Origin of the sequence: Streptosporangium sp. OZ121 (assembly GCF_051918885.1) — a bacterium.
Taxonomy (GTDB): Bacteria; Actinomycetota; Actinomycetes; order Streptosporangiales; family Streptosporangiaceae; genus Streptosporangium.
This window is the reverse complement of the sequence record NZ_JBPXMC010000001.1, coordinates 91985-112295: the sequence shown is the minus strand read 5'-3', so window position 1 is coordinate 112295 and position 20311 is coordinate 91985. Positions and strand designations below refer to the sequence as shown.

17 protein-coding genes and 1 pseudogene are annotated in these 20311 nt (G+C 71.4%); 8 read left to right on the top strand and 10 right to left on the bottom strand.

Annotated features, from left to right (window positions below; all coding sequences use genetic code 11):
* The first annotated feature begins 218 nt into the window (after positions 1-218).
* The 4 genes from ACTOQ1_RS00495 (at position 219) to ACTOQ1_RS00480 (ending at position 3642) form a co-directional block, all read left to right on the top strand.
* Entirely contained in the window at positions 219-737 is a 519-nt protein-coding gene (locus ACTOQ1_RS00495; RefSeq protein ID WP_440063557.1) for a hypothetical protein, read from the top strand.
* A gap of 1031 nt (positions 738-1768) precedes the next feature.
* Positions 1769-2149, top strand: coding sequence for a hypothetical protein (locus ACTOQ1_RS00490; RefSeq protein ID WP_440063555.1), 381 nt, complete (start codon positions 1769-1771; stop codon positions 2147-2149).
* Complete coding sequence (locus ACTOQ1_RS00485) at positions 2146-2592, top strand: MerR family transcriptional regulator (RefSeq protein WP_440063553.1); 447 nt, start codon at positions 2146-2148, stop codon at positions 2590-2592. The genes ACTOQ1_RS00490 and ACTOQ1_RS00485 overlap by 4 nt, the downstream gene beginning before the upstream one ends.
* Before the next feature lie 111 nt (positions 2593-2703).
* Positions 2704-3642, top strand: a complete 939-nt coding sequence (locus ACTOQ1_RS00480; protein WP_440063551.1) for an MBL fold metallo-hydrolase — start codon at positions 2704-2706, stop codon at positions 3640-3642.
* An 80-nt stretch (positions 3643-3722) separates the two neighbouring features.
* Here ACTOQ1_RS00480 and ACTOQ1_RS00475 read toward each other — a convergent pair whose 3' ends face one another.
* Entirely contained in the window at positions 3723-5645 is a 1923-nt protein-coding gene (locus tag ACTOQ1_RS00475) for a S9 family peptidase (RefSeq protein ID WP_440063549.1), read from the bottom strand.
* 45 nt (positions 5646-5690) lie between these two features.
* Positions 5691-6728 (bottom strand): alcohol dehydrogenase catalytic domain-containing protein, encoded by a 1038-nt coding sequence (locus ACTOQ1_RS00470; protein WP_440063548.1) that lies wholly within the window; start codon positions 6726-6728, stop codon positions 5691-5693.
* Between the two features lie 227 nt (positions 6729-6955).
* On the opposite strand from ACTOQ1_RS00470, the gene ACTOQ1_RS00465 reads away from it, so the two are divergent.
* The gene (locus ACTOQ1_RS00465) at positions 6956-8389 is read left to right on the top strand and encodes a glutamate--cysteine ligase (protein WP_440063546.1); all 1434 of its coding nucleotides are present in this window, start codon (positions 6956-6958) and stop codon (positions 8387-8389) included.
* Between the two features lie 89 nt (positions 8390-8478).
* On the top strand, positions 8479-9525 hold the full coding sequence (locus ACTOQ1_RS00460; RefSeq protein WP_440063545.1) for a hypothetical protein: 1047 nt from the start codon (positions 8479-8481) through the stop codon (positions 9523-9525).
* Between the two features lie 169 nt (positions 9526-9694).
* Here ACTOQ1_RS00460 and pcp read toward each other — a convergent pair whose 3' ends face one another.
* The 8 genes from pcp to ACTOQ1_RS00420 form a co-directional block, all read right to left on the bottom strand.
* The gene (pcp, locus tag ACTOQ1_RS00455; protein WP_440063544.1) at positions 9695-10321 is read right to left on the bottom strand and encodes a pyroglutamyl-peptidase I; all 627 of its coding nucleotides are present in this window, start codon (positions 10319-10321) and stop codon (positions 9695-9697) included.
* On the bottom strand, positions 10318-10779 hold the full coding sequence (locus ACTOQ1_RS00450) for a thiol-disulfide oxidoreductase DCC family protein (protein WP_440063543.1): 462 nt from the start codon (positions 10777-10779) through the stop codon (positions 10318-10320). The genes pcp and ACTOQ1_RS00450 overlap by 4 nt, the downstream gene beginning before the upstream one ends.
* Positions 10780-10807: 28 nt before the next feature.
* On the bottom strand, positions 10808-12661 hold the full coding sequence (locus ACTOQ1_RS00445) for an endonuclease/exonuclease/phosphatase family protein (RefSeq protein WP_440063542.1): 1854 nt from the start codon (positions 12659-12661) through the stop codon (positions 10808-10810).
* A 106-nt stretch (positions 12662-12767) separates the two neighbouring features.
* Positions 12768-13844 (bottom strand): hypothetical protein, encoded by a 1077-nt coding sequence (locus ACTOQ1_RS00440; RefSeq protein WP_440063541.1) that lies wholly within the window; start codon positions 13842-13844, stop codon positions 12768-12770.
* A 31-nt stretch (positions 13845-13875) separates the two neighbouring features.
* On the bottom strand, positions 13876-14763 hold the full coding sequence (locus ACTOQ1_RS00435; RefSeq protein ID WP_440063540.1) for a hypothetical protein: 888 nt from the start codon (positions 14761-14763) through the stop codon (positions 13876-13878).
* Between the two features lie 172 nt (positions 14764-14935).
* Entirely contained in the window at positions 14936-16207 is a 1272-nt protein-coding gene (locus ACTOQ1_RS00430; RefSeq protein WP_440063538.1) for a YibE/F family protein, read from the bottom strand.
* A gap of 144 nt (positions 16208-16351) precedes the next feature.
* The gene (locus tag ACTOQ1_RS00425) at positions 16352-17803 is read right to left on the bottom strand and encodes an arabinofuranosidase catalytic domain-containing protein (protein WP_440063537.1); all 1452 of its coding nucleotides are present in this window, start codon (positions 17801-17803) and stop codon (positions 16352-16354) included.
* A 1012-nt stretch (positions 17804-18815) separates the two neighbouring features.
* Positions 18816-19841: a LacI family DNA-binding transcriptional regulator gene (locus tag ACTOQ1_RS00420; RefSeq protein ID WP_440063535.1), complete on the bottom strand. Its 1026-nt coding sequence runs from the start codon at positions 19839-19841 to the stop codon at positions 18816-18818.
* A 76-nt stretch (positions 19842-19917) separates the two neighbouring features.
* Here ACTOQ1_RS00420 and ACTOQ1_RS00415 point away from each other — a divergent pair.
* A pseudogene (locus tag ACTOQ1_RS00415) lies at positions 19918-20157 on the top strand (hypothetical protein); the annotation flags it as partial.
* A gap of 47 nt (positions 20158-20204) precedes the next feature.
* A complete protein-coding gene (locus ACTOQ1_RS00410) occupies positions 20205-20309 on the top strand; it encodes a hypothetical protein (RefSeq protein WP_440064742.1) in 105 nt (34 codons plus the stop codon).
* Positions 20310-20311: the final 2 nt, after the last annotated feature.

Below are 20311 nucleotides of genomic sequence, written 5' to 3'. Positions count from 1 at the left end.
GACATCCGCGAGTCCGGTGGGAGTCCGGTGCCGGGTCCGTACGGGGACGTGGGAAGGTCTTCGCCCTCCGGTTCTTTTGTCGGTCTGGCCGCAGCGCTCACGTGCCACCGCCGACCGGCCGTGTAAGGCGGCCTCGAGTCTGCGGTCCACAGAAGGCTCACGTGGACTTCCCGGCACCGGCCGGGAAATGTCAGTCCATGATCGTAGGCTTGCCGCTCATGACCGATTCTCGCAGCGTGTCGTTCGATCTGCGTGTCTCCTACCGGCAGGCGTACCTCGTCGACGACACCGATGACGCCATGGGCCCGGAGGACCTGCTCGATGACCATCCCACGCATCCTGTCGGGATCATACGGGTGGCGGACGGCTGCGCCTTCCTGCTCACCGGCCTGCACACGGGCACGGTCGGCTTCTCGGTGACGGTGGCCGACCACGACCCGGGAGCGGACGCCGACGGCTACGAGGACATCGTGGAGATCGGCTTCGAGTCCGAGGCCGGGCAGGTCTCCTTGCACGAGTGGGGGGGAAAGCTCCATGAGCTTCCCGAACTGCCCGCGGGACCGGGGTGGTACCGGTTGCGCTACCACGCCCGGAACATGGACGAGGCCGCGGAGGCGGACACTTCAAGCGAGGTCATCGACCACTACCTGCTGCAGATCTGGCCTGAGAGCGAGTCTGTCCCGCGCGTGGTCAAGGCCACAAGCGGGTCGCTCGCCTACTGGCGCCGGCCAAGCTGACACCCAGGAGACCTCCGCCGCCGAGAACGACCTTCGGTCCTCGTGGAGGTCTGACCTGAGGGGGTCGGGACGGCGGCTCCGTTCGCCAATGGAAAGAGCGAACAGAGCCGCTCCCGAACGGCTTTCTATGTGCGCTCTTTCCCCCGGACTCCTTTACTGCGAACGGCCATGGCCCCTATCCGAGCTTCCGTGTCCCCTTGAGTGCTCCCAGGAACCTCGGCCTCCTGACTTAGGAGTCTTTACGCTCGGCCATCCTCTGTTCGTCCTCTTGCAAGTCCAGCGACCGTACCTCTTGCAGCAGATCCGGCCTCTGTACCTCTTGCATTTGGCGGCACTGTCGATGACGGTGACTTCGTTTGATATCGTGATCGCCGCTGTTTTCCCAGAGCTTGAAATGGCCGACGCCGGAGAGGTTTCCGACACCCCGAGAATCAGGCCGGCGATAAGCGCGGGGCCAAGCAGCACCACGCGTCGCTTGCCGTGCATAGGCACTCTCCTCTCAGGTCGGGAGTCGCCACTGCTGATCACTTGGCAACTCGGGCCGACACAACGACGGTATCGTATGAATTGTCATGAATAAGTACCATTTGCACCTATTGTCCACTTTATGGATAATCGAGATGAAATAAGCCGGGCTTTCCTGGTTTGCCTTTGTTGTTTTTGGGAGACTGAACGATTCCCGCTTGGCGCCGAGATGCCCTTTTGTTAAACGCATGTGCACCATGCTCTCGTCAGCCGCCGCCCATCAAGATCAGATATGTGGTTCCTGTGGACCTTTCGAGATCCTTTCGGGGAGGGGCTGCCGGCGAGTTGGGCCCCGTGGATTCTCATGATCGATACGCCTGTGGGTGTCACGTACTGGACGGGTGTACATGACCGTGTCCTCCCGGACCTGGGTGACTGCGCCTCCGGACCCTCTGTCACGGAGAGGGCCGGTGATCCGTGGTTGCATCCGGTACCCCGGTACAGGCTTACCGTCGGGGTGTGGGGCCGCCCGCGTCGGAGCCGGGCGCCTCGCCCTGGGAGGGTTCATGGAGTGGATACCGGCTGAATGTGTGCTTCCCACCGGGGAGCGGCCCCTGCGGGTGGCGGAGTTCGACGCGTTGTTCGCCTCGGCGCTGGACGGGCTGGAGCGGGTGAGCCCGACCCGCCTGCGGCTCACTCTGCGCGGCGGCCCCCGGGCGCACGACCGTACGGGCCGGGGAGACCGTACGGGCCGGATGGACCGGCTGGAGGAGGGCGTCCGGGACCTCGCGGCGCGGGAGACGGCGTGCTGTTCCTTCTTCACCTTCACGTTCACCCGCGACCGGGACGGCCTGGTGCTGGACGTGGAGGTTCCCGCGGTTCACAGCGGAGTGCTCGACGGCCTGTCGGCCCGGGCGCTCGCGGCGGCGCCGGGGGTGTCCTCGTGAGCGGGGGATGGCTCCGCACCGGGGAGGTGGCGGAGGCGGCGGGGGTCGGCGCGCAGACGCTGCGCTACTACCACCGGCGCGGGCTGCTGGAGGAGCCCCCGCGCAGCAACGGCGGGCACCGGCTCTATCCACCGGAGACGGTGACCGCGCTTCGGGTGATCAAGGTGGCGCAGCGCCTGGGGTTCACGCTGGAGGAGGTGTCGGAGCTCGTGGAGGCGGCCGGGCGCCGTCGCGGCGCGGTGGACACCGGCCTGCGGGCGCGGGCGGGGGACAAGCTGGCCGAGGTGGAGCGGAAGATCGCCGATCTCCTGTCGATCCGCGAGTCGCTGGTCCGGGCGATGGAGGCCGGGTGTGATGACCTGGTGGCCTGCGCGACCAGCCCGTGCTGCCCCCTGCCGTTCTCCGGCCCTGCGGCGGGGGGCGGGGACGCCGGGTCCGGCTGAGTCGGGCCGCGGGCGGCGGGCGTGCATTTTTACCTATGAAATCGGGCTTTAGGCCTCAAAAGACCCCATTCGGTATGACTAGTGGTGGGTACAGGCCCGACAATCCCAGGTATGAGTTCATCGCGACACGACCATCCCCTGCCTCCGGCGCGCGTCCAGGAGGTCTCCGACGGGATCTACACCTACCTGCAGCCCGACGGAAGCTGGTGGATCAACAACACGGGCTTCCTCGTCGGCCGCCGCGGAGTGATCAGTGTGGACTCCTGCTCCACCGAACGCCGCACGCTCGCCTACCGCGAGGCCATCAGGTCGGTCACCGACCGGCCGGTCACGACGCTGGTCAACACCCACCACCACGGTGACCACACCTTCGGCAACTCCGCCTTCCCCGAGGCGACGATCGTCGGGCACGAGCGGACCAGGGAGATGATCCTCGCCGAGGGGATCCCCGACTACCTGAAGCTGGCCTGGACCGAGGTCGACTGGGGCAACCTGGAGGCCCGTCCGCCGTTCCTCACCTACACCGACGGGGTGACCGTCTACTCCGACGAGCTGCGCTGCGAGGTACGGCACATCGGCGTCCCGGCCCACACGACCAACGACTCGATCGTGTGGATCCCCGAGAGGTCGCTGCTGTTCTCCGGTGACCTGGTGTTCAACGGCGGCACGCCGTTCGTGATGATGGGTTCGGTGACCGGGTCCATCGCGGCGCTCGACGAGCTGCGGGCGCTGGGCGCGGAGACGATCGTCCCGGGACACGGCGGGGTGTGCGGCCCGGAGATCATCGACCACGTGCAGGGCTATCTGCGGTTCGTGCTCGCCACCGCCGAACGCGGCAGGCAGGCCGGGCTGTCCCCGCTGGAGACCGCGCGCGAGACCGACCTCGGGGAGTACGCGGGACTGCTCGACCCCGAGCGCATCGTCGGCAACCTGCACCGGGCCTACGCCGAGCTGGACGGGCTGGCCCCGGGCGAGCCGATCGACCTGTTCACCGCGATGCTGGAGATGATCGACTACAACGGTGGCAAGCCCCTGACCTGCCTGGCCTGACCCTGTTCGTCCCGACCGGCGCCGGGACCCGGCTCCGCGGGTCCCTGCGGCCCGGACTCACCGGCTCTCGAACGCCGGCGTCAGGACAGGTGGCGCGACCACCACTCCAGGACGGCCTCGAAACGCTGCAGGCGGTGCCTCGGACGGCCGCCGCGCGTGAGCTCGTGTCCCCCTGAGGGGAAGAGCAAGAGCTCGGCGGGGACGCCGTTGCGGCGCAGCGCGACGAACATCCGCTGCGCCTGCTCGACCGGGCAGCGGAGGTCGTCCTCGGAGTGGACCACCGCGAACGGCAGGGTGATCCGGCCGGCCTGGTAGAGCGGGCTCATCGCCCGCTGGGCCTCCGGGTCGGGGCCGCAGTAGGCCTCGGCGAAGTACCAGCCGATGTCGGAGGAGCCGGTGAAGGAGTCCCAGGCGTTGACGGCGCGCTCGCTCCAGGCGGCCCTGAACCGGTCCCCGTGGCGGGCGGCCAGCCAGCTCGTCATGAAGCCGCCGTAGGAGCCGCCCATCACGCCCACCCGCTCGGCGTCGCACGCTGGATCGGCCAGCGCCGCGTCCAGCAGGGCGAGCACGTCGTCGGCGTCCACGCCGCCCAGCGCGCCGACCACCGACCGGCCGTGCGCCTGGCCGTACCCGCAGGAGCCGCGCGGGTTGGGCAGGACCACCGCGTACCCGGCGCCCGCGTAGACCTGGGTCTCGTCCAGGAACGCCCACCCGTGGTGGTGGAACGGGCCGCCGTGCACGTTCAGCAGAACCGGGTGCGGCCCGTCGCCCTCGGGTAGGGCCAGCCAGCCGTGGACCGGGTAGCCGTCGGCGGAGACGGCGGTGATCTCGCGCAGCGGCCTCATCCCGGGAAGAGGGCCGGAGAAGTCGGTCAGCGCCCCGTCGGGGGTGACCACCTCGCCGGGGCTCGCGGGCGTGGACAGCACCGCGACGATCCGCTCTCCGCAGGTGGTGAACGCCTTGACGCGCGCCCGCTCACCCAGGACGAGGACGAGCTTCTCCAGCGGAGCGCCGGCGGCACCGGAGGGGACCAGGCGCAGCTCGACCGCGCCGCGCACCCGCACCGCGATTAGGACGCCGTCCTCCCGGGGTACGGGGGGCAGCGGCTCGCAGTCCACCGACTCCTCCTCGGTCAGCCGGGTCCCGGCCGCCGCCTCGCCGCCCTCGCCGGAACCGCCGATCCGCAGCGGCGCGCGGTAGAGACCCGCGTTGCGGGCGACCGCGTCGATGCCGGAGAACTCCGTGCCGAGGTAGAGCACCTCCCCTCCCGGCAGGGCGACGGGATGCTCGGCGGAGCCGTCGCTGCGCACCGCGAGGATCGGGGCACCCCCGCCGCAGGGGACCGCGTACACGTCCGTGTGCAGGCTCTCGCCGTCGAGGTCGCGGGGGGCCGAGACCAGCACGTGCTCGCCGTCCCGCGTCCAGGAGGGAGACTCCACGTCGTAGGGCCCCTCGGTCAGCCGTACCGGCCGCGGGACGTCGGCGAGGGCGTTGACCACGAACAGGCTCTGTGGCCGGTCGAAGGTGAAGCCGACCCCCTCGGTCCGGTGACGCAGCCCGGTGATCCGGCGGGGCGCCTCGGCCGCGGCGCTCACCCTCTCCTCGGTGCCGTACCGGCCGGGCTCGGCGACCCGGGCGACGAACGCGATCCGGCGCGAGTCCGGCGCCCAGGCCGGGACGCCCGCGCCCAGCGGCAGATCGGTGACCGGCCTCGCCTCTCCGCCGCCGGTGGGCATCACGTACAGCTGCGGGGCGCCGTCGCCGTCTGCGTCGGCGTCGGCGCGCAGGAAGGCCACCCATACGCCGTCGGGGGAGATGCGCGGCGCGCTGTCGCGCTCGCCGAAGGTGAACCGGACGGGCGGGCCGTCCGGCGGCACCCGCCACAGGCTTTCCCGGTAGGCGTCGGACTCCGGGTCGGGCCGGGCCACGTCGACGAGAAGGAGGTCGCCGTGGAGCGTGACACTACCGGGGACGTTGAGCAGGGCGAGGTCTTCCGGGCGCATGGTCAACCACGCTATCGGCTTCTTTCACGCGCTCGGTGAACCTCTTCAGCGCAGGGACGGCAGGATCATCGTGACCCCGGGGACGGAGCCGATCGAGGCGAGCGCGGCTCCCGCCTCGTCCAGGCCGATGGAGCGGGTGACCAGGGCGTCCGGGCTCAGGGTGCCGTCGGCGACGGCCTCCAGCATAGCCGGGTAGGCGTGGGCGGCCATGCCGTGGCTGCCGAGGAGCTCGAGCTCGTAGCCGATCACCCGGCCCATCGGGAGCGGGGTGAGCCCGGGCAGCAGGCCGATCTGGACGTGGCGTCCCCGGCGGCGCAGGCTCTCGATCGACGCCACGCACGTCCCGGGAGCGCCGAGGGCGTCGACGGAGACGTGGGCGCCGCCCGAGGTCAGCTCCCTGACGCGCGCGGCGACATCGGCCTCGGGCGGTTCGGCGCCCACGCAGGCGACGGCGCCGAACCGCCTGGCCAGCTCCAGGGCGCCCGCCGAGACGTCCACGGCGATCACCCGGGCCCCGGCCGCGGCGGCGATCATGACGGCGGACAGTCCCACGCCGCCGCAGCCGTGCACGGCCACCCATTCGCCCGGCCGCACCCGGCCCACGGCGGTCACGGCGCGGTACGAGGTGGCGAAGCGGCAGCCCAGGCCGGCGGCGGTGGTGAAGGTCATCTCCCCGGGGAGGCGCACCAGGTTCACGTCCGCGTGGTGGACGGCCACGTACTCGGCGAAGGAACCCCAGTGGGTGAACCCCGGCTGGGTCTGGCGCTCGCAGACCTGCTGATCGCCGGACAGGCAGGCCGCGCAGGACCCGCAGGCGCAGACGAACGGGACGGTCACGCGGTCGCCGGGCCGCCACGAGGCGACGCCGGAGCCCACCGCCTCGACGACCCCGGCGAACTCGTGCCCCGGCACGTGGGGGAGGACCCGGATGTCGGGGTCGTGGCCCTGCCAGCCGTGCCAGTCGCTCCGGCACAGCCCGGTGGCCTCCACGCGGATCACCGCTCCGCCGGGCGGAGGCTCGGGGGCGGGCACCTCCCGGACCTCCGGCTCGGCCCCGAAGGCGTCGAAGACCACCGCTCGCATCCGCGCACACTCCCTCGCTCCGGCCACCGGCCCCTTCCGCCGGCAGGCCCGTCTGGCCGGTGAGCCTATTGTGCCGACGCGCGGTCCGGGCGGGCGGCCCCGGGCCGCCTCGGAGGCCGTACGACCTCCGGCACCCCCGTGCGCGCCGCCGGTGGCGGTGCGTTCTGATTAGAACGGGCACTCTGGGAGAGAGGGAGGGCACAAGGGTCAACGGATCGGACGGTGTGATGGGGCAGAAAGTCGACAAGGACCGCTACTCCGAGGCGGAGTTCCTCCGTTTCAGGGCGAAACTGGCGGAGCAGCTCGACACCCTCCGCGAGGTGCTCGCGAGGCCGGGCTTCGGCGCCGGTCCCGCGACCATCGGAGCCGAGCTTGAGATGTTCCTCATAACCCCCGACGGGCGGCCGCTTCTCCGTAACCACGAGGTGCAGGCCGCCGCGGCCGACGACCGGCTCACGCTGGAGCTGGGCAGGTTCAACCTGGAGGCCAACCTGACCCCGCTGCCGATCGCCGGGCGGCCGTTCAGCGCCCTGGTGCGCGAGATGCGGGAGATCATGGCCGTGGTGGACGCGGCGGCCGCCACGCAGGGCGGGCAGGCCGTGGCGATCGGGATCCTGCCGTCGCTGAGCGAGTTCGACTTCACCCACGAGGCGCTGAGCGGCGAGGACCGCTACCGGGCGCTGGCCAGGGGCATGCGGCGGCTGCGCACGGAGCCGTTCCGGGTGCGCGTCGAGGGCGTCGAGCTGCTGGAGCTGGAGGTCGAGGGGGTGATCCTGGAGAGCGCCAACACCTCCTGGCAGGTCCATCTCCGCACCACCCCCGCCGACTTCGCCCGCGTCTACAACGCCGCCCAGCTGGCCATCGGCCCGGTCCTCGCGGTCAGCGGGAACTCTCCGGGCTTCCTGGGCAGGCGGCTGTGGGAGGAGACGAGGATCGCGCTGTTCGAGGAGGCCGCCGACGACCGGGACGTGGAGCGGCTCGACCGCAGGGATCGCCGGGTGGGGTTCGGTTCCGGCTGGGTGCGGAGCATCGAGGAGATGTTCGAGACGTGCGTCCGCGACTACGAGCCGGTGCTGCCGATGACCTCGGCGGTGCAGGAGGCGCCGGGCGGCGTCCCCGCGCTGGCCGAGCTCCGGCTGCACCAGGGCACCGTGTGGCAGTGGAACCGGCCGGTCTACGACCCCGGTGACGGAGGCCACCTGCGGGTGGAGATGCGCGCCCTGCCCGCGGGGCCGAGCGCGCCGGACATGGCGGCCAACAGCGCGTTCCTGCTCGGGCTGACCGCCGCCCTGGCCGTCCGGCCGGTGGAGGAGTTCCCCTTCGCCGGGGCCTACCGCAACTTCTACCGCGCCGCGATCCACGGCCTGGACGCGCCGATGAGCTGGCCGGGCCGCAGCGAGGAGATACCGGCCGAGCGGCTCGCCCTGGATCTGCTCCCGGTCGCCGAGGCCGGGCTCGACAGGATGGGCGTGGACCCGGACGAGACCCGGTGGGCGCTGGACATCGTGCGCGAACGCGTCTCCCGCCGCCGTACCGGCGCGATCTGGCAGCGGGAGGCGCTGGCCCGCGAGGGCGGCGACCAGGCCGCGGCGGCGCGCATGGTGAGCCGGTACCGGGAGCTGTCGCTGGCCGGGGAGCCCGTCCACACCTGGCCTTTCTAACTACAAAAGGGATTTGAGTACCGGCATACTCATGAACTCCGTATCTTGATCCGCCGATCCTGGCGGAACCGGACAGGGAGAGACCCCTCATGAGTCAGATGAAGGCCGTGTCGGCGGAGCCGTTCGGGCTGAAACGGGACGGTGGCGGCCTCGCGGCCGGGATCAAGATCCTGGAGAAGGAGCTCAAGCGGGTATCCCTCGACACCGTCCTGGCCAAGGCCAACCGTGTCATGGTCAGGAAGGGGTCGGCCGGCGCCGGGGCGTTCGCCACGATGAGGCCGAAACCGGTCGACTGGTACAGCTTCGACGCCGGGGACAACGCCACCAGGGAGTGGTACCCGCAGGGCCTGACCTGCGCCTCCGACGCCGGGATCGGCGGGAGCGCGTTCGTGGTGAGCTGGTACCACACGCCGGGGTCGGGGGCCGAGCGGGGCGTGCGCCTGAGCTTCCTGAACACCGCGACGCTCCGCTACCGGCACGTCCTGCTCGTCCGGGCCGGCGCCGACGGGAACATCGCGCCGATCAACATCCACGCCGGCGGCGTCGCCTGGTACGGCAACCTGCTGTACGTCGCCGACACCACCCGGGGCCTGCGGGTCTTCGACACCCAGCAGATCTTCGAGATCGACGGGGACGGCACGGAGACCATCGGCAGGAAGGGAGACGTGTACGAGGCGTTCGGCTACCGGTACGTGATGCCGCAGACCGACGCCTGGACCACCACCAGCGGCACCGTCCGCTTCTCCTTCGCCGCCGTCGACCGCAGCACCGCCCCCGACACCCTGGTCTCCGGCGAGTACGTCGACACCGCGGGCACGGTCGGACGGGTGGCCCGCTGGCCGCTGACCGAGGCGGGCATCCTGAACGCCCCCGCCGGCGGCGTCGTGAAGGCCGTGGACGCCCACGCGCTGCCGGCGGACAAGATCCAGGGCGCGCTCTCCCACGAGGGCACCTGGTATCTCAGCCAGACCGCGGGCTCCACCGGGAACGGCACCCTGATCGTGGTCGGCGACACAGTGCGCAGGCGGCCCTACCCGGTGGGCCCGGAGGACCTGACCTGCGTTCGCGACAGGAGGACGCTGTGGAGCGTGAGCGAGTTCGCGGGCCGTCGTACGGTGTACGGCGTGCCGCTCTGAGGGGTCGTGCGACCGGACCGGGCCGTGCGACCGGACCGGGCCGTGCGACCGGACCGGGCCGTAAAGCCGGTACCGGGCACCCCGTCGGCGACTCCCGGCGGAGGGAGCCGGCGATCGGGCGGAGGCCGCCCTCGGCGCGGACCCCGGGGCCGGCCACCACGACGGGCCTTCAGTGCAGGGAGCCGCCGACCAGGCGGAGGTCGCCGCCCAGGGAGACCGAGACTGCGGTGGTCACGATCGCGGTGAGCGCCTGGGCGACCACCGTGACGGGCATGGAGGGCCTGGCGTCGTCCAGGACCTGTTCGGGGCTGAACGGCACGTGCACGAACCCCCCGCGGATCGCCGGCCTCTCGGTGGCGATCATGTGCATGAGGCCGTAGAAGAGGTGGTTGCACAGGAACGTCCCGGCGCTCTGCGAGACGCTCGCCGGAACCCCGACGGCCCGCGCGGCCGCCACGCACGCCTTCACCGGCAGGGTGGAGAAGTAGGCGGCGGGGCCGCCGCGCACCACCGGCTCGTCGATCGGCCGGCGTCCCGCGCAGTCGGGGATGCAGGCGTCGTCGAGGTTGACGGCCACCCGCTCCACCGTCACGTCCGGCCGCCCTCCGGCCTGTCCGACGCACACGACCACCGCCGGATCGTGCTCCGCCACCGCCGCGCGCAGGTGCTCCAGCGCCCCGCCGAACGCGCAGGGAAGCAGCGCGGTACGCACCCCGGGCACGAGCCTGATCGCCTCCCACGACGGGTTGCCGACGCCGTCGAGCGGCTCGAACCCGGTGAGCAGGACGCCCTTCACCGGCGCTCCGAAGGCGCGGGGGCCGGGATCGCCGGGGAGCCGGCGGGCCCGGAGCGCGAGGGTCGCGAGGACTGCGAGGACTGCGAGGGCCGCGAGGACAGGGCGCAGGCGGGGGTGCCGCCCGGCAGGCGGTGACGGTTGGCGGCGACGAGCCGGTAGATCCCCCACGCCACCCACCGGAACGGCGGGATTCGCAGCACGTGCCCCAGAGGGCTCCACGGGAGACCCGCGGAGATCAGCAGCCTGGCCACCGCCTGCGCGCCGCCGTGCACCCGGCCGTTCTCGACCCAGAGCACCTCGCGCTCGGCCCGCTCGCGGGTCACGCCCAGCGCCCGGAGGTCCGCGAGCTGCCAGGGGACGACCCGGGCGCGCACCCCGACGCGGCGCTCGGCGAACCGGACGCTCGTCGTGCAGAAACCGCAGTCGCCGTCGAAGACCAGTACAGGTTGTCCCGTCATGCGACTGACATTACCCAGCGGAACTCGATCAAGGCCCGGCGACCAGGGTGACCGCGACCGGGCGGTGGTCGGAGTACGGGACATCCGGGTTGGCCTGGTCCTTTCCGGTGAAACCCGGGGTGACGAGCACGTGGTCGATCTGCTCGGCCGGGCCGCTCAGGGACGGGATGGTGTTGAACGGCCTCACCGGGGCGAAGGGGTCGGTCAGGCCCGCGCCGGTCAGCGCCCGCCAGGCGGGGTCGCCGGGCTGGAGGTTGAGGTCACCGGCCACGACCACCGGGGTGCCGCCTTTCGCGGCGTTCCTGACGATCCCCCCGAGCTGCTCGACCTGGTCGAGCTCACGCCGGCCCGGCGGAGGCTGCAGGTGGGTGCCGATCACGGTGATGTCCCTGCCCTGCCACCGCAGCCCGACCTCCAGCGCCTGGGCGCCGGTCGGGCCGCCCTGGACCAGCACGTGGTTTCTCACCGTGGTGATCGGCAGCGTGGTGAGCAGGGCGTCGCCCCAGACCTCGTCGGTCGCCGGGGCCCAGATGTAGTGCATGTCCAGCCGCTCGGCGATCAGCCGTACCCCGTCGTGGCCGCCGTTGAGCAGCCAGCCCCTGTCGGCCTCGCTCAGCACCACCACGTGCGGCCGCAGCCCCCTGATCGCGTCGGCCTGCTGCTCCAGGGAGAGCCTGCCGGACTCGCCGTAGCCCATCCTGATGTTGTACGCCGCGATCCGCAGCCCGTCGCCCGGCGCCTCCCAGCGGGGCGGGGTGCCCTGCCACAGGGGAACGGCCGCCACCAGCGCGACCGCGGCCACGGCGACCGCCGCGAACCGCCGGCCGTAGGAACGGCGCGGCAGGCCCGCGCTGCCCGCCACGCCCAGGAGCGCGACGACGAGCGCCGCGCAGACCGGCACCCACCCGTTGGGCAGGTAGAGGTCGTAGGCGGCGTAGTAGCCGAAGACGAACACGACGAACAGCAGCATCCCCCCGGCCGCCGCCAGCCCCCGCCGGGCCGGCCGGTCCCGGCCGAAGGTCGCCGCGGCGTGCGCCAGGCAGGCTCCCAGCGCGACCTGGCCGACGATCTGCGCGACGATCGTCCAGCCGGGCGCCACGCCGTGGACGCCGTCCACGGTGGCCCTGCCCAGCGTGAACGCCACCGCCGAGGCCACCAGGGCGACCGCGGGCAGGAGCGGGCGGCGCAGCACCGGCAGCGCGGCGGGCGCCGCCGACACCACCGCGAACGCCGCCACGATCACGGCGGCGGCCTGCTGGGCGGAGTCGGTCGCCGCCTGGGCGTGCGCGGTGTTGCCGGTGTAGAGACCCCAGAGCAGCAGGGCGGGGCCGACCGCCAGCCAGGCGCGGGGAGCCCCGGAGTACTCCTCGTCGGGGGGTTCGGCCCGGACCGTGAACGCGCAGAAGAGCAGGAGCTCCACCAGCAGCAGCATCCACGGGACCGCTCCAGGCCGCCACATCAGGTCGATGCCGTCCAGCGCCGCGTGGATCACCGTGGAGGCGGCCAGGCCGACGATCAACCCGCCCATCACGGGCCGGGCGTCGATGCCGCTCATCGCGATCGCCACCAGCCAGACCAGCCCGGCCAGCAGGCCCAGGCTGGCCACGTACAGCTGAACGTCCCCGCCGCCGGTCAGCTGGAGCGCGAGCCTGAACAGGAGCAGCAGGCCCGCGGCGCCGAGGGCGATCAGCGGCGGCCGGACGGACCTGGCCAGCGGGACGGCGAGGAAGGCCAGCACGAACCAGGAGACGGCGTACAGGCCCATCATCTCCGCGGGGGTGCTTCCCGCCCGGCCGAAGAGTGTGATCAGCGACGGCAGGAAGACCCGGAGCACGTCGACGAGCACGACCACGCCGAGGGTCACATCCAGGCGGATCCGCATGCTACCTCCAAAGAACGCGAGCTATCCTCGCCTTCTTCGCGATCCATGACAAGGGTGAGACCCGCCCGGACCGGCACCGGGCCAGGAAAGGCCCCACCGCGGTGTCTCAGCGGCCCGGGGGTTCCTCCGCCGCGTCTCCGGGAGAAGACGCGCCTCCGGGGGACGGAGGCTCGCCGGAAGGATCGGCGGGCTCGCGGGGGAAGGGGGCGGGAGATCCGTCCCCCCGGCCCTGAGACCGGTCGGAAGGGGTGGGGAACCCGCTCGCGAAGGGCGCGGGACCGCCGGGGGGAGTGGCGGGATGGCCGTCGAGGTGGCGGAACGCCTCGTGCGCCGAGCGGACGCTGTCGCGCAGCGCCTGCTCGAGATGACCGGCGTCCTCGGCCAGCCTCCCTATCTCCGGTACGGCGAAGGTGTCCGCCCCGGACTCCGCCAGCAGTTCCTCGTAGCGGGGAAGCCGCGCGCGAAGCGCCTCGATCTGCTCGTGGGCGCGCAGTGCCCGCTCGGCGTCGGCCACGTGGCCCGCGTAGCGTTCCAGGGCCTCCACCCGGGCGAGGACGGCGGCCTCGCTGGCGGCCAGCGCCCGCTCCAGCGGCGCCATGGCCGCGGCCACCTCGGGCGTGCTGCCGCCGTACACGAACTCGTGGTGCTCGTTGCGCAGCGCGGAGAGCTTGGTCAGCAGCCGGGCGATCTCCCACTCCTGGGCGGGGAGCATCACCGAGTTGCGCACGCTGTCGAGCATGCCCATCGCGTTGACCCGCGAGCGCAGGATGTAGTCGATCGCCTGCTGGGTCCGGTCGAGCAGCTGCCCGGCGTTGTAGTCGAAGTCCTCGGCGGGCAGCAGGTAGCGGCCCTCGTACCAGCGGGCCTCGCGGTAGAGCTCGTGCTCGATCGTCTCCGGCTCCGCCGGCTCGCGGGCGGCCAGCAGGCCGACGAAGACCACGAAGACCAGCAGCGCGAGCATGAAGAACAGCAGCTGCCCGACATCGGCGAGGAACATCAGGCACACCAGGAAGATCGCCGCCACCCCGCCGCCGACGTTCAGGAACCGTCCCGGCAGGCGCGAGTTGGGCGGCGGAGGCTCGGGGCTCCAACCGGCGCGGATGCGCGACAGCATCGACGCGTGCCGGCGGAACAGGTCGGCGGTCTTGGGAGGGACTTCAGGATCGACCACCACTCGCCGCACAGGCTCGGCCCTCCGTTCGATCACATTCACGTCAGCCGTCGAGATGGCGGAACGCCTCGTGCGCCGAGCGTACGCTCTCGCGGAGCGCTCGCCGAAGCATGTCGGCGTCGTCGCTGAGATGCCCGATCTCCGGTACGGAGAATCTGGCCGCGCCCGTCTCGGCGACGAGCTGCTCGTACTCGGGCAGGTGCGCTCGCAGGACCTCGATCTGTCCCTGGGCGCGCAGTGCCCGCTCGGCGTCGGCCACGTGGCCCGCGTAGCGTTCCAGGGCCTCCACCCGGGCGAGGACGGCGGCCTCGCTGGCGGCCAGCGCGCGCTCCAGCGGCGCCATGGCCGCGACCACCTCGGGGCTCCTGCCTCCCCTGGCGAGGTTGTGGTGCTTGGCCCGCAGCGCGGAGAGCTTGGTCAGCAGCCGGGCGATCTCCCACTCCTCGGCGGGGAGCATCACCGAGTTGCGCACGCTGTCGAGCATGCCCATCGCGTTGACCCGCGAGTGCACGACGAAGTCGATCGCCCGCTGGACCCGGCCGAGCAGGTGCCTGGCGTTGTGGTCGAAGTCCTCCAGGATCAGGAAGCGCCCCTGCCAGTGCCGCGCGTGCGCGTACAGGATCCGTTCGACGGAGTCGGCGGGCGAGGGCTTCCTCAAGAGGTAGATCACCCCGAGGATGAAGAGGTACAGGCCGATCAGCGGGGTGAGCAGCAGGACGGCCGCCGAGAGCGGGGCGCCGAGGGCGAAGAGGCCGCCCGCCGCGAGAGCCACCGTCCCGCTGAAGATCCCTACGAGCATTCCGGGGATCCTGGGGTCGTCCTGGTCCCTGGGCGGGCGTCCGGTGCGGAGGCGGTAGAGCAGCGGACCGTTCCGGCGGAAGAGCTCGGCGACATCCCTGGGCACCTCAGGATCGACCACCACGCGCTGCACAGGCTCGCCCCCTTTGCCGTGTTTCACGAGCATAGCGATTAACCATGTTTCAGGTCATGCGTCCTTACATGGTGCCTCTCCATCGTCGAGTATCGCGTGCCGAAAAGATGATCCTGATGATTGCCCGGAGATCGTCCCAGGTGGGAGGGGGGCGGGCTCCGGAGACCGGCCGCTAGGAACGGGTGACGGAGTCGGTCAGGGGGTCCGTCCGCCGCCGGTGGCGCGCCGTGGCGAGTGACCGGTGGTCGGGGGTGGCCCGCCGGGCGCTGGCCAGCGCGGCCAGGGCGGTGGTGATCGGGACGGCCGCGATGAGCCCCAGCGTGCCCACGACGCTGCGGACGATCTCGGTGGCGATGACCGGATTGGTCACCACCTCGCCGATGGGCTGGTCGCCGACGCTGACCAGCAGGAGCAGCGGCAGGGACGCGCCCGCGTAGGCGAGGATGATCGTGTTGATCACCGAGGCGATGTGGGCGCGGCCGACCCGGGCGGCGGCCCGGTACAGCTGGGCGAAGGTGTAGCCGGGGTTGGCGTGCGCGAGTTCGGTGACGGTGACGGCCTGGGTGACGGTGACGTCGTCCAGCACGCCGAGCGAGCCGATGATGATGCTGGCCAGCAGCAGGCCCTCGGTGTTGATCCGGTAGCTGACGTCCAGGTAGAACGAGCTCTCGTCGGTGATCCCGTTGAGCTGGGCGATGCCGATGGCCGCGTACGAGAGCACGCCGGTCAGGCTGAGGCTGATCAGGGTGCCGACCACGGCCATCGAGGTGGGGATGGTGAAGCCGTGGGTGAGGTAGAGCACCGCGAGCATGATCGCCGCGGCGCCGACGATGGCGACCAGCAGCGGCTGCTGACCGGTCAGGATCGCCGGGATGACGAACAGGAGAAGCAGCACGAACGTGATGGCCAGCCCGACCAGCGCCATCACCCCGCGCCAGCGGCCGAAGGCGATCACCGCCGCCGCGAACGCGACACCGGCCAGCCACAGCGGGGAGGACCGGTCGTGGTCGGAGATCTGGTACGGCGACACCTCCAGCTCACCGCCGGGGGTGTGGATCAGGATCACGTCGTCGCCCGCGGCGAACTTCTGCGAGCCGGGCCCGCTGGGCAGGCCACTGGTGATGAAATGGCCGGTCCGTGGCCCGCTGGTCAGCTCGACCTTGGCGTCGCCACAGGTGGCGGGGTCGGCCGGCGGCTGCCGGCCGGGGGGTTGCCCGTCCGCGGGCGGCTCCTGCGGGCACGGGGTGAGGGTGACGGCGGTGATCGTCCCGGTCACCCGCTGCAGGCCGGCCGGCGGCTGGCCGGTGGAGGTGAGTTCAGGGGGCCACAACCAGATCAGGGCGGTCAGCGTGGCCAGCGACAGGGGAACGATGACGGCCAGTGTCGCCCACACCGTGCCACGGGAACTGGGGGCGGCCGGGCCGTGTGAGTGGTTGGCACCCATGGTCGAAAGAGCTCTCCTCGGACGGTAAAGGAGAAAGTACCGCACCGCGAAGGTGACCGTGTGGCCGTACGCCGGCCACCCCGCCACCACTGGGTAGGGGGGGGCCGGCGTGCGGGCCGGGTGAGGGTCTTTTCCAGGGACGGGTCAGCGGTAGCCGGCGGTGATCACGTTGGCCTGGACGGCGTTCTCGGTGGCGTCGGTGGGGTAGCCGGCGACCATGGCTCCTTCGTAGAAGGTGCCCGCGCTGAGGTTGGCGCCGCCGTCGGGCTTGCAGCAGTCGCCGCCGCTGCCCAAGATGATCGCCCCCTGCTTCTTCATCGGGCTGTAGCCGTTGGGGAGCTGGCCGTCGTACAGGGTGTACAGGCTTCCGGACTGGGCGTTGCTGCCCTTGATCGCGAACCGGGTCGTGCCGTTGTTCTTCAGCGTGGCGGTGACGAACTTGTGGGGGAAGGCCCGCTGGTTGGGGTTCCACGCCTGGCTGCCGCCGGGGAACAGACCCCATTCCAGGTCGGCCTGGACCCAGGGGCCGGTCCCGGAGCAGCCGCCGAACCAGCACTGGGTGCTGAAGTTGATGGCGTCCATGGCGCCGGCGGCGTCGGCCTTCCTGGTGGTCTCGCTGTTGCCGTAGTCGAAGCAGCAGCCGCTGTTGACGTGGGTGCCGCTGGTCACCATGTACATGCCCTCGGGCGCGCTGCCCGTGGGGACGCCGGTCAGGTGGCCGTCCCGCCAGTAGCTGTTGCCGGGGTTGATGTAGAGGGAGTAGGCCTTGTTGCCGCCGACGGTGAGCGACTCGGTGGTCGCGATCGCGGGCCTGCTCTGGGGGGAGCCGGGGACCACGGTGGATCCCTGGTACCACAGGTCGTTGCCCCGCCCGGACTGGTCGTACAGGACCGTGATGACGCAGGTGGTGCCGGTGCAGAACGAGTCCTGCGCCGCGGCGTTGGCGACGCCGCCCGCGGTCAGGACGGCGATGTTCCGGGTCGTGCTGTCGGAGGAGCGCCTGACCTGGTAAAGGTTGCCGGCGTAGGCGCCGTAGAGCGCCCGTGTCGTGCTGTGCGCGGCCACGCACGGCGTGCCGCCCGAGGCGTAGATGTCACACGGGCGCGCGCCGGGCGGGGGCGGCGTCGGGGTGATCGTCGGCGTCGGGCTGGGCTGGGTCCCGGTGCTCCATTTCTGGTTGGTGCCGCCGTGGCAGCTCCAGATGTGCACCTTGGTGCCGTTGGCGGTGCCGTAGCCGGACACGTCCAGGCACTTGCCGCTGCCGACCGCGGTGATGCTGTTGTCGGCGTTCAGGCGCCACTTCTGGTTGTTCTGCCCGTTGCAGTCCCAGATGATCACCGCGGTGCCGTCGGCGGTGCCCGCGCCGTAGACGTCCAGGCACTTGCCGCCGTACACCCGCAGCTCACCGGCGTCGGTCGTGGTCCACTGCTGGTTGGGCTGCCCGTTGCAGTCCCAGATGTTCACCGCGGCGCCGTTGGCCTGCGAGGCGCCGTTGACGTCCAGGCACCGGCCCGACGCCGTGCCTATCAGTGGCGTGGTCGCCGCCGAGGCCGGCGCCCACCAGGTCAGGCCGGTGGCCAGGAGGGCCGTCAGCACCGCTACGACAGAGGCGATGACGGCCGTTCGAGAGCGCCGTCCACGCGTCATGCGGCCAGGTAAGGGAATGGGGGAAACCTGCATTGTCGTGCTCCTTGGAAGTAGGGGCCTGGCGGAGACAGACGCGCTCGGAAGACCACGGGGCCCGTCGGGAAGCCGGTCGCCACTACGAATGCGAATCGATTCGATAGGGTTCTGAATCCACCGGGTGAGGAGGAGGCGGCGGTGTACAGCGAAGCACATACGACGGTCGGACCGCTTGTCAAGACTCAGTTCTGCCCGGCTGCCTGCCGGATTCCCTTCCGGGGGCTCTCGTCGGCGATGCTCGCGTTTTCGCCGGGAGCCGGGCCCGGAAGAAACGTTCGTCCGTCTCGCTCGCCTGCTCACAACCCGTCCGAACGCCTTGGGAGCGAACCGGTTCGGATTCCGTTGCGGCCGATGACCGGCCGGGGCCGGAGGAGAGGCGCTGCCGGATCTCGCCGCGGTGGTCGTCGAGGTCGCCTTCACAGCGGATCGGGCTATGCCTGATCAGTACGACACATATGAACGTTTCATGCGGGAGGTTTCGGTGCGGACGGCAGCGTTACGGACATCATCGCAGGTGAAAGCGAAAAGCGGCTCACCGCGGCCGGAATCTCGATGTGCTCATTGTGAAATAAGCAGGCTTAAGGCCTTGACGAGCACGAGCGGCCGGAACGTAATTTGGTAGCGAGGTCCCGGGAGTGCTCCTTCCGGTGCCTCCGCGGCTGGATCACATGAGCGGGAGGTGGAGGCGCTTCGCGTTCGTGGCCGGATCCGCGCAGCCGGCCGCCGTCGTGCATCTCCCCGTTCGACGACGGTCTCCACCTCGGGAGGGCGGCACCCACCTGAGGAGGGCGTGGCCTGATCCACCCCCCACCCCCCGAAGGAACCACCGTGCAACCACCTTCGCCCGCCACGTCACCGGCCGTGACGCCGAACCGATCGATCCTCCACGCGGCCCGCGACGGCACGTCGCGGCCGTGCCCGCGGCTCAGGCGCCGCCGGTTCGGGGGCGCGCCGGCCCGGTCGTCTCCCGCAGCGAGATCGGCGGCGCGACGAGCAGGTGGCGATGCGGGAGGCCGGGATCGGCGATGCGCTGGATCAGCAGGTCGACGGCGTGCGCCCCGAGCTCGTCGGCCAGGATGTCGGCGGCGGTGAGCGGCGGGTGCAGGTTCTCCGCCCAGTGCCGGGCCGCGACCCCGGTGATCGAGAAGTCGCCGGGTACGGTCAGGCGCGCGCGGGTCAGCGCGCGGTACATCCCGGGGATGGCGGCCTCGTTGACGGTGGCGATGGCGGTCAGCTCGGGGTGCGCGGCCAGGAGCCGCTCGACGCATGATCTCCCCGCCTGGGCGTCGTCGGCGCAGCAGACCTGCACGCCCTCCAGGCCGCGCTCGGCGATGGCGCGGGTGAAGCCGAGCTGTGCCCGGTGGCCGGGGCCGTACCCGGCGGCGACGAGCTCGGCCGAGCGGTTGACCAGAGCGATGTGACGATGACCCAGGTCGGCGAGATGGCGGACACAGCGGCCTATCAGCGTCTCGTAGTCGATGTCCACCCAGGTCATCTCGTCGGGCCGGCTGGTGTGGCCGATGCCGACGAACGGCAGTCCGGTCTGCCGCAGGCGGGTGACCCGGTCGTCCTCCAGCCGGATCTCCATGAGGATGACCCCGTCGACCCGGCTGCCGGTGACGACGCGCTCGAACGAGCGGTCGTGCTCGCCGCCGGACGGTGAGAGCAGGATGTCGAGGTCGGCGCGTGCGGCCGCGTCGACCACGCTGGCCACGAAGCCCAGCTGGACGTCGGTGAGACGCCGGCTGGCCGGGGGGATGACCAGGCCGATCGTGCGTGTCCTGCCCTCCTTGAGTGCCCTGGCCGCGGCGTTGGGGCGGTAGCCGAGCTCGTCGATGACCGCCTGGATGCGCTGCCGGGTCCCTTCCGCCACCGGCCGCTTGCCGCTCAGCGCGTACGACACCGTGCTGCGTGACACGCCGGACCGCTTGGCGATCTCCCCGATGTTCACCGGCACTCCTCAGATGGATCGACCACGACGCTTCCACATATTAGATCGAACCGGTTCACCGTGAGGAGCCGTGAGGATGACCGGCGAGGGTTCGGTGAACACCTGCTCGCCATGCGACTTCACCGGCCCAGGTGACGCGGGCCGCAGGGTCGGTCATCCTCGGCCGAATCGATTCGAGGAATCGATTCGGCCGAGGGACGGAGAGATCAGCCCCTCGGACGTCCCGGAGGAGGTGTCGCGGTCGTTGCCGGCCGGCGGGCCCCGTGAGGTGATCAACGCCACCGGGGTGCTCCTGCACACCAACCTCGGCCGGGCTCCGCTCTCGGCGGCCGCCCTGGAGGCCGTCCGTACCGCGGGTGGGAACTGGTCGAGATCCGCGACGATTTCCGGCTGCCCGAGCTGCCGGCGTCCACCGGCGCCCGGCTGCGCGAGGTCGGCACCACCGACTGCACATCCGTGGCCGACTAGGT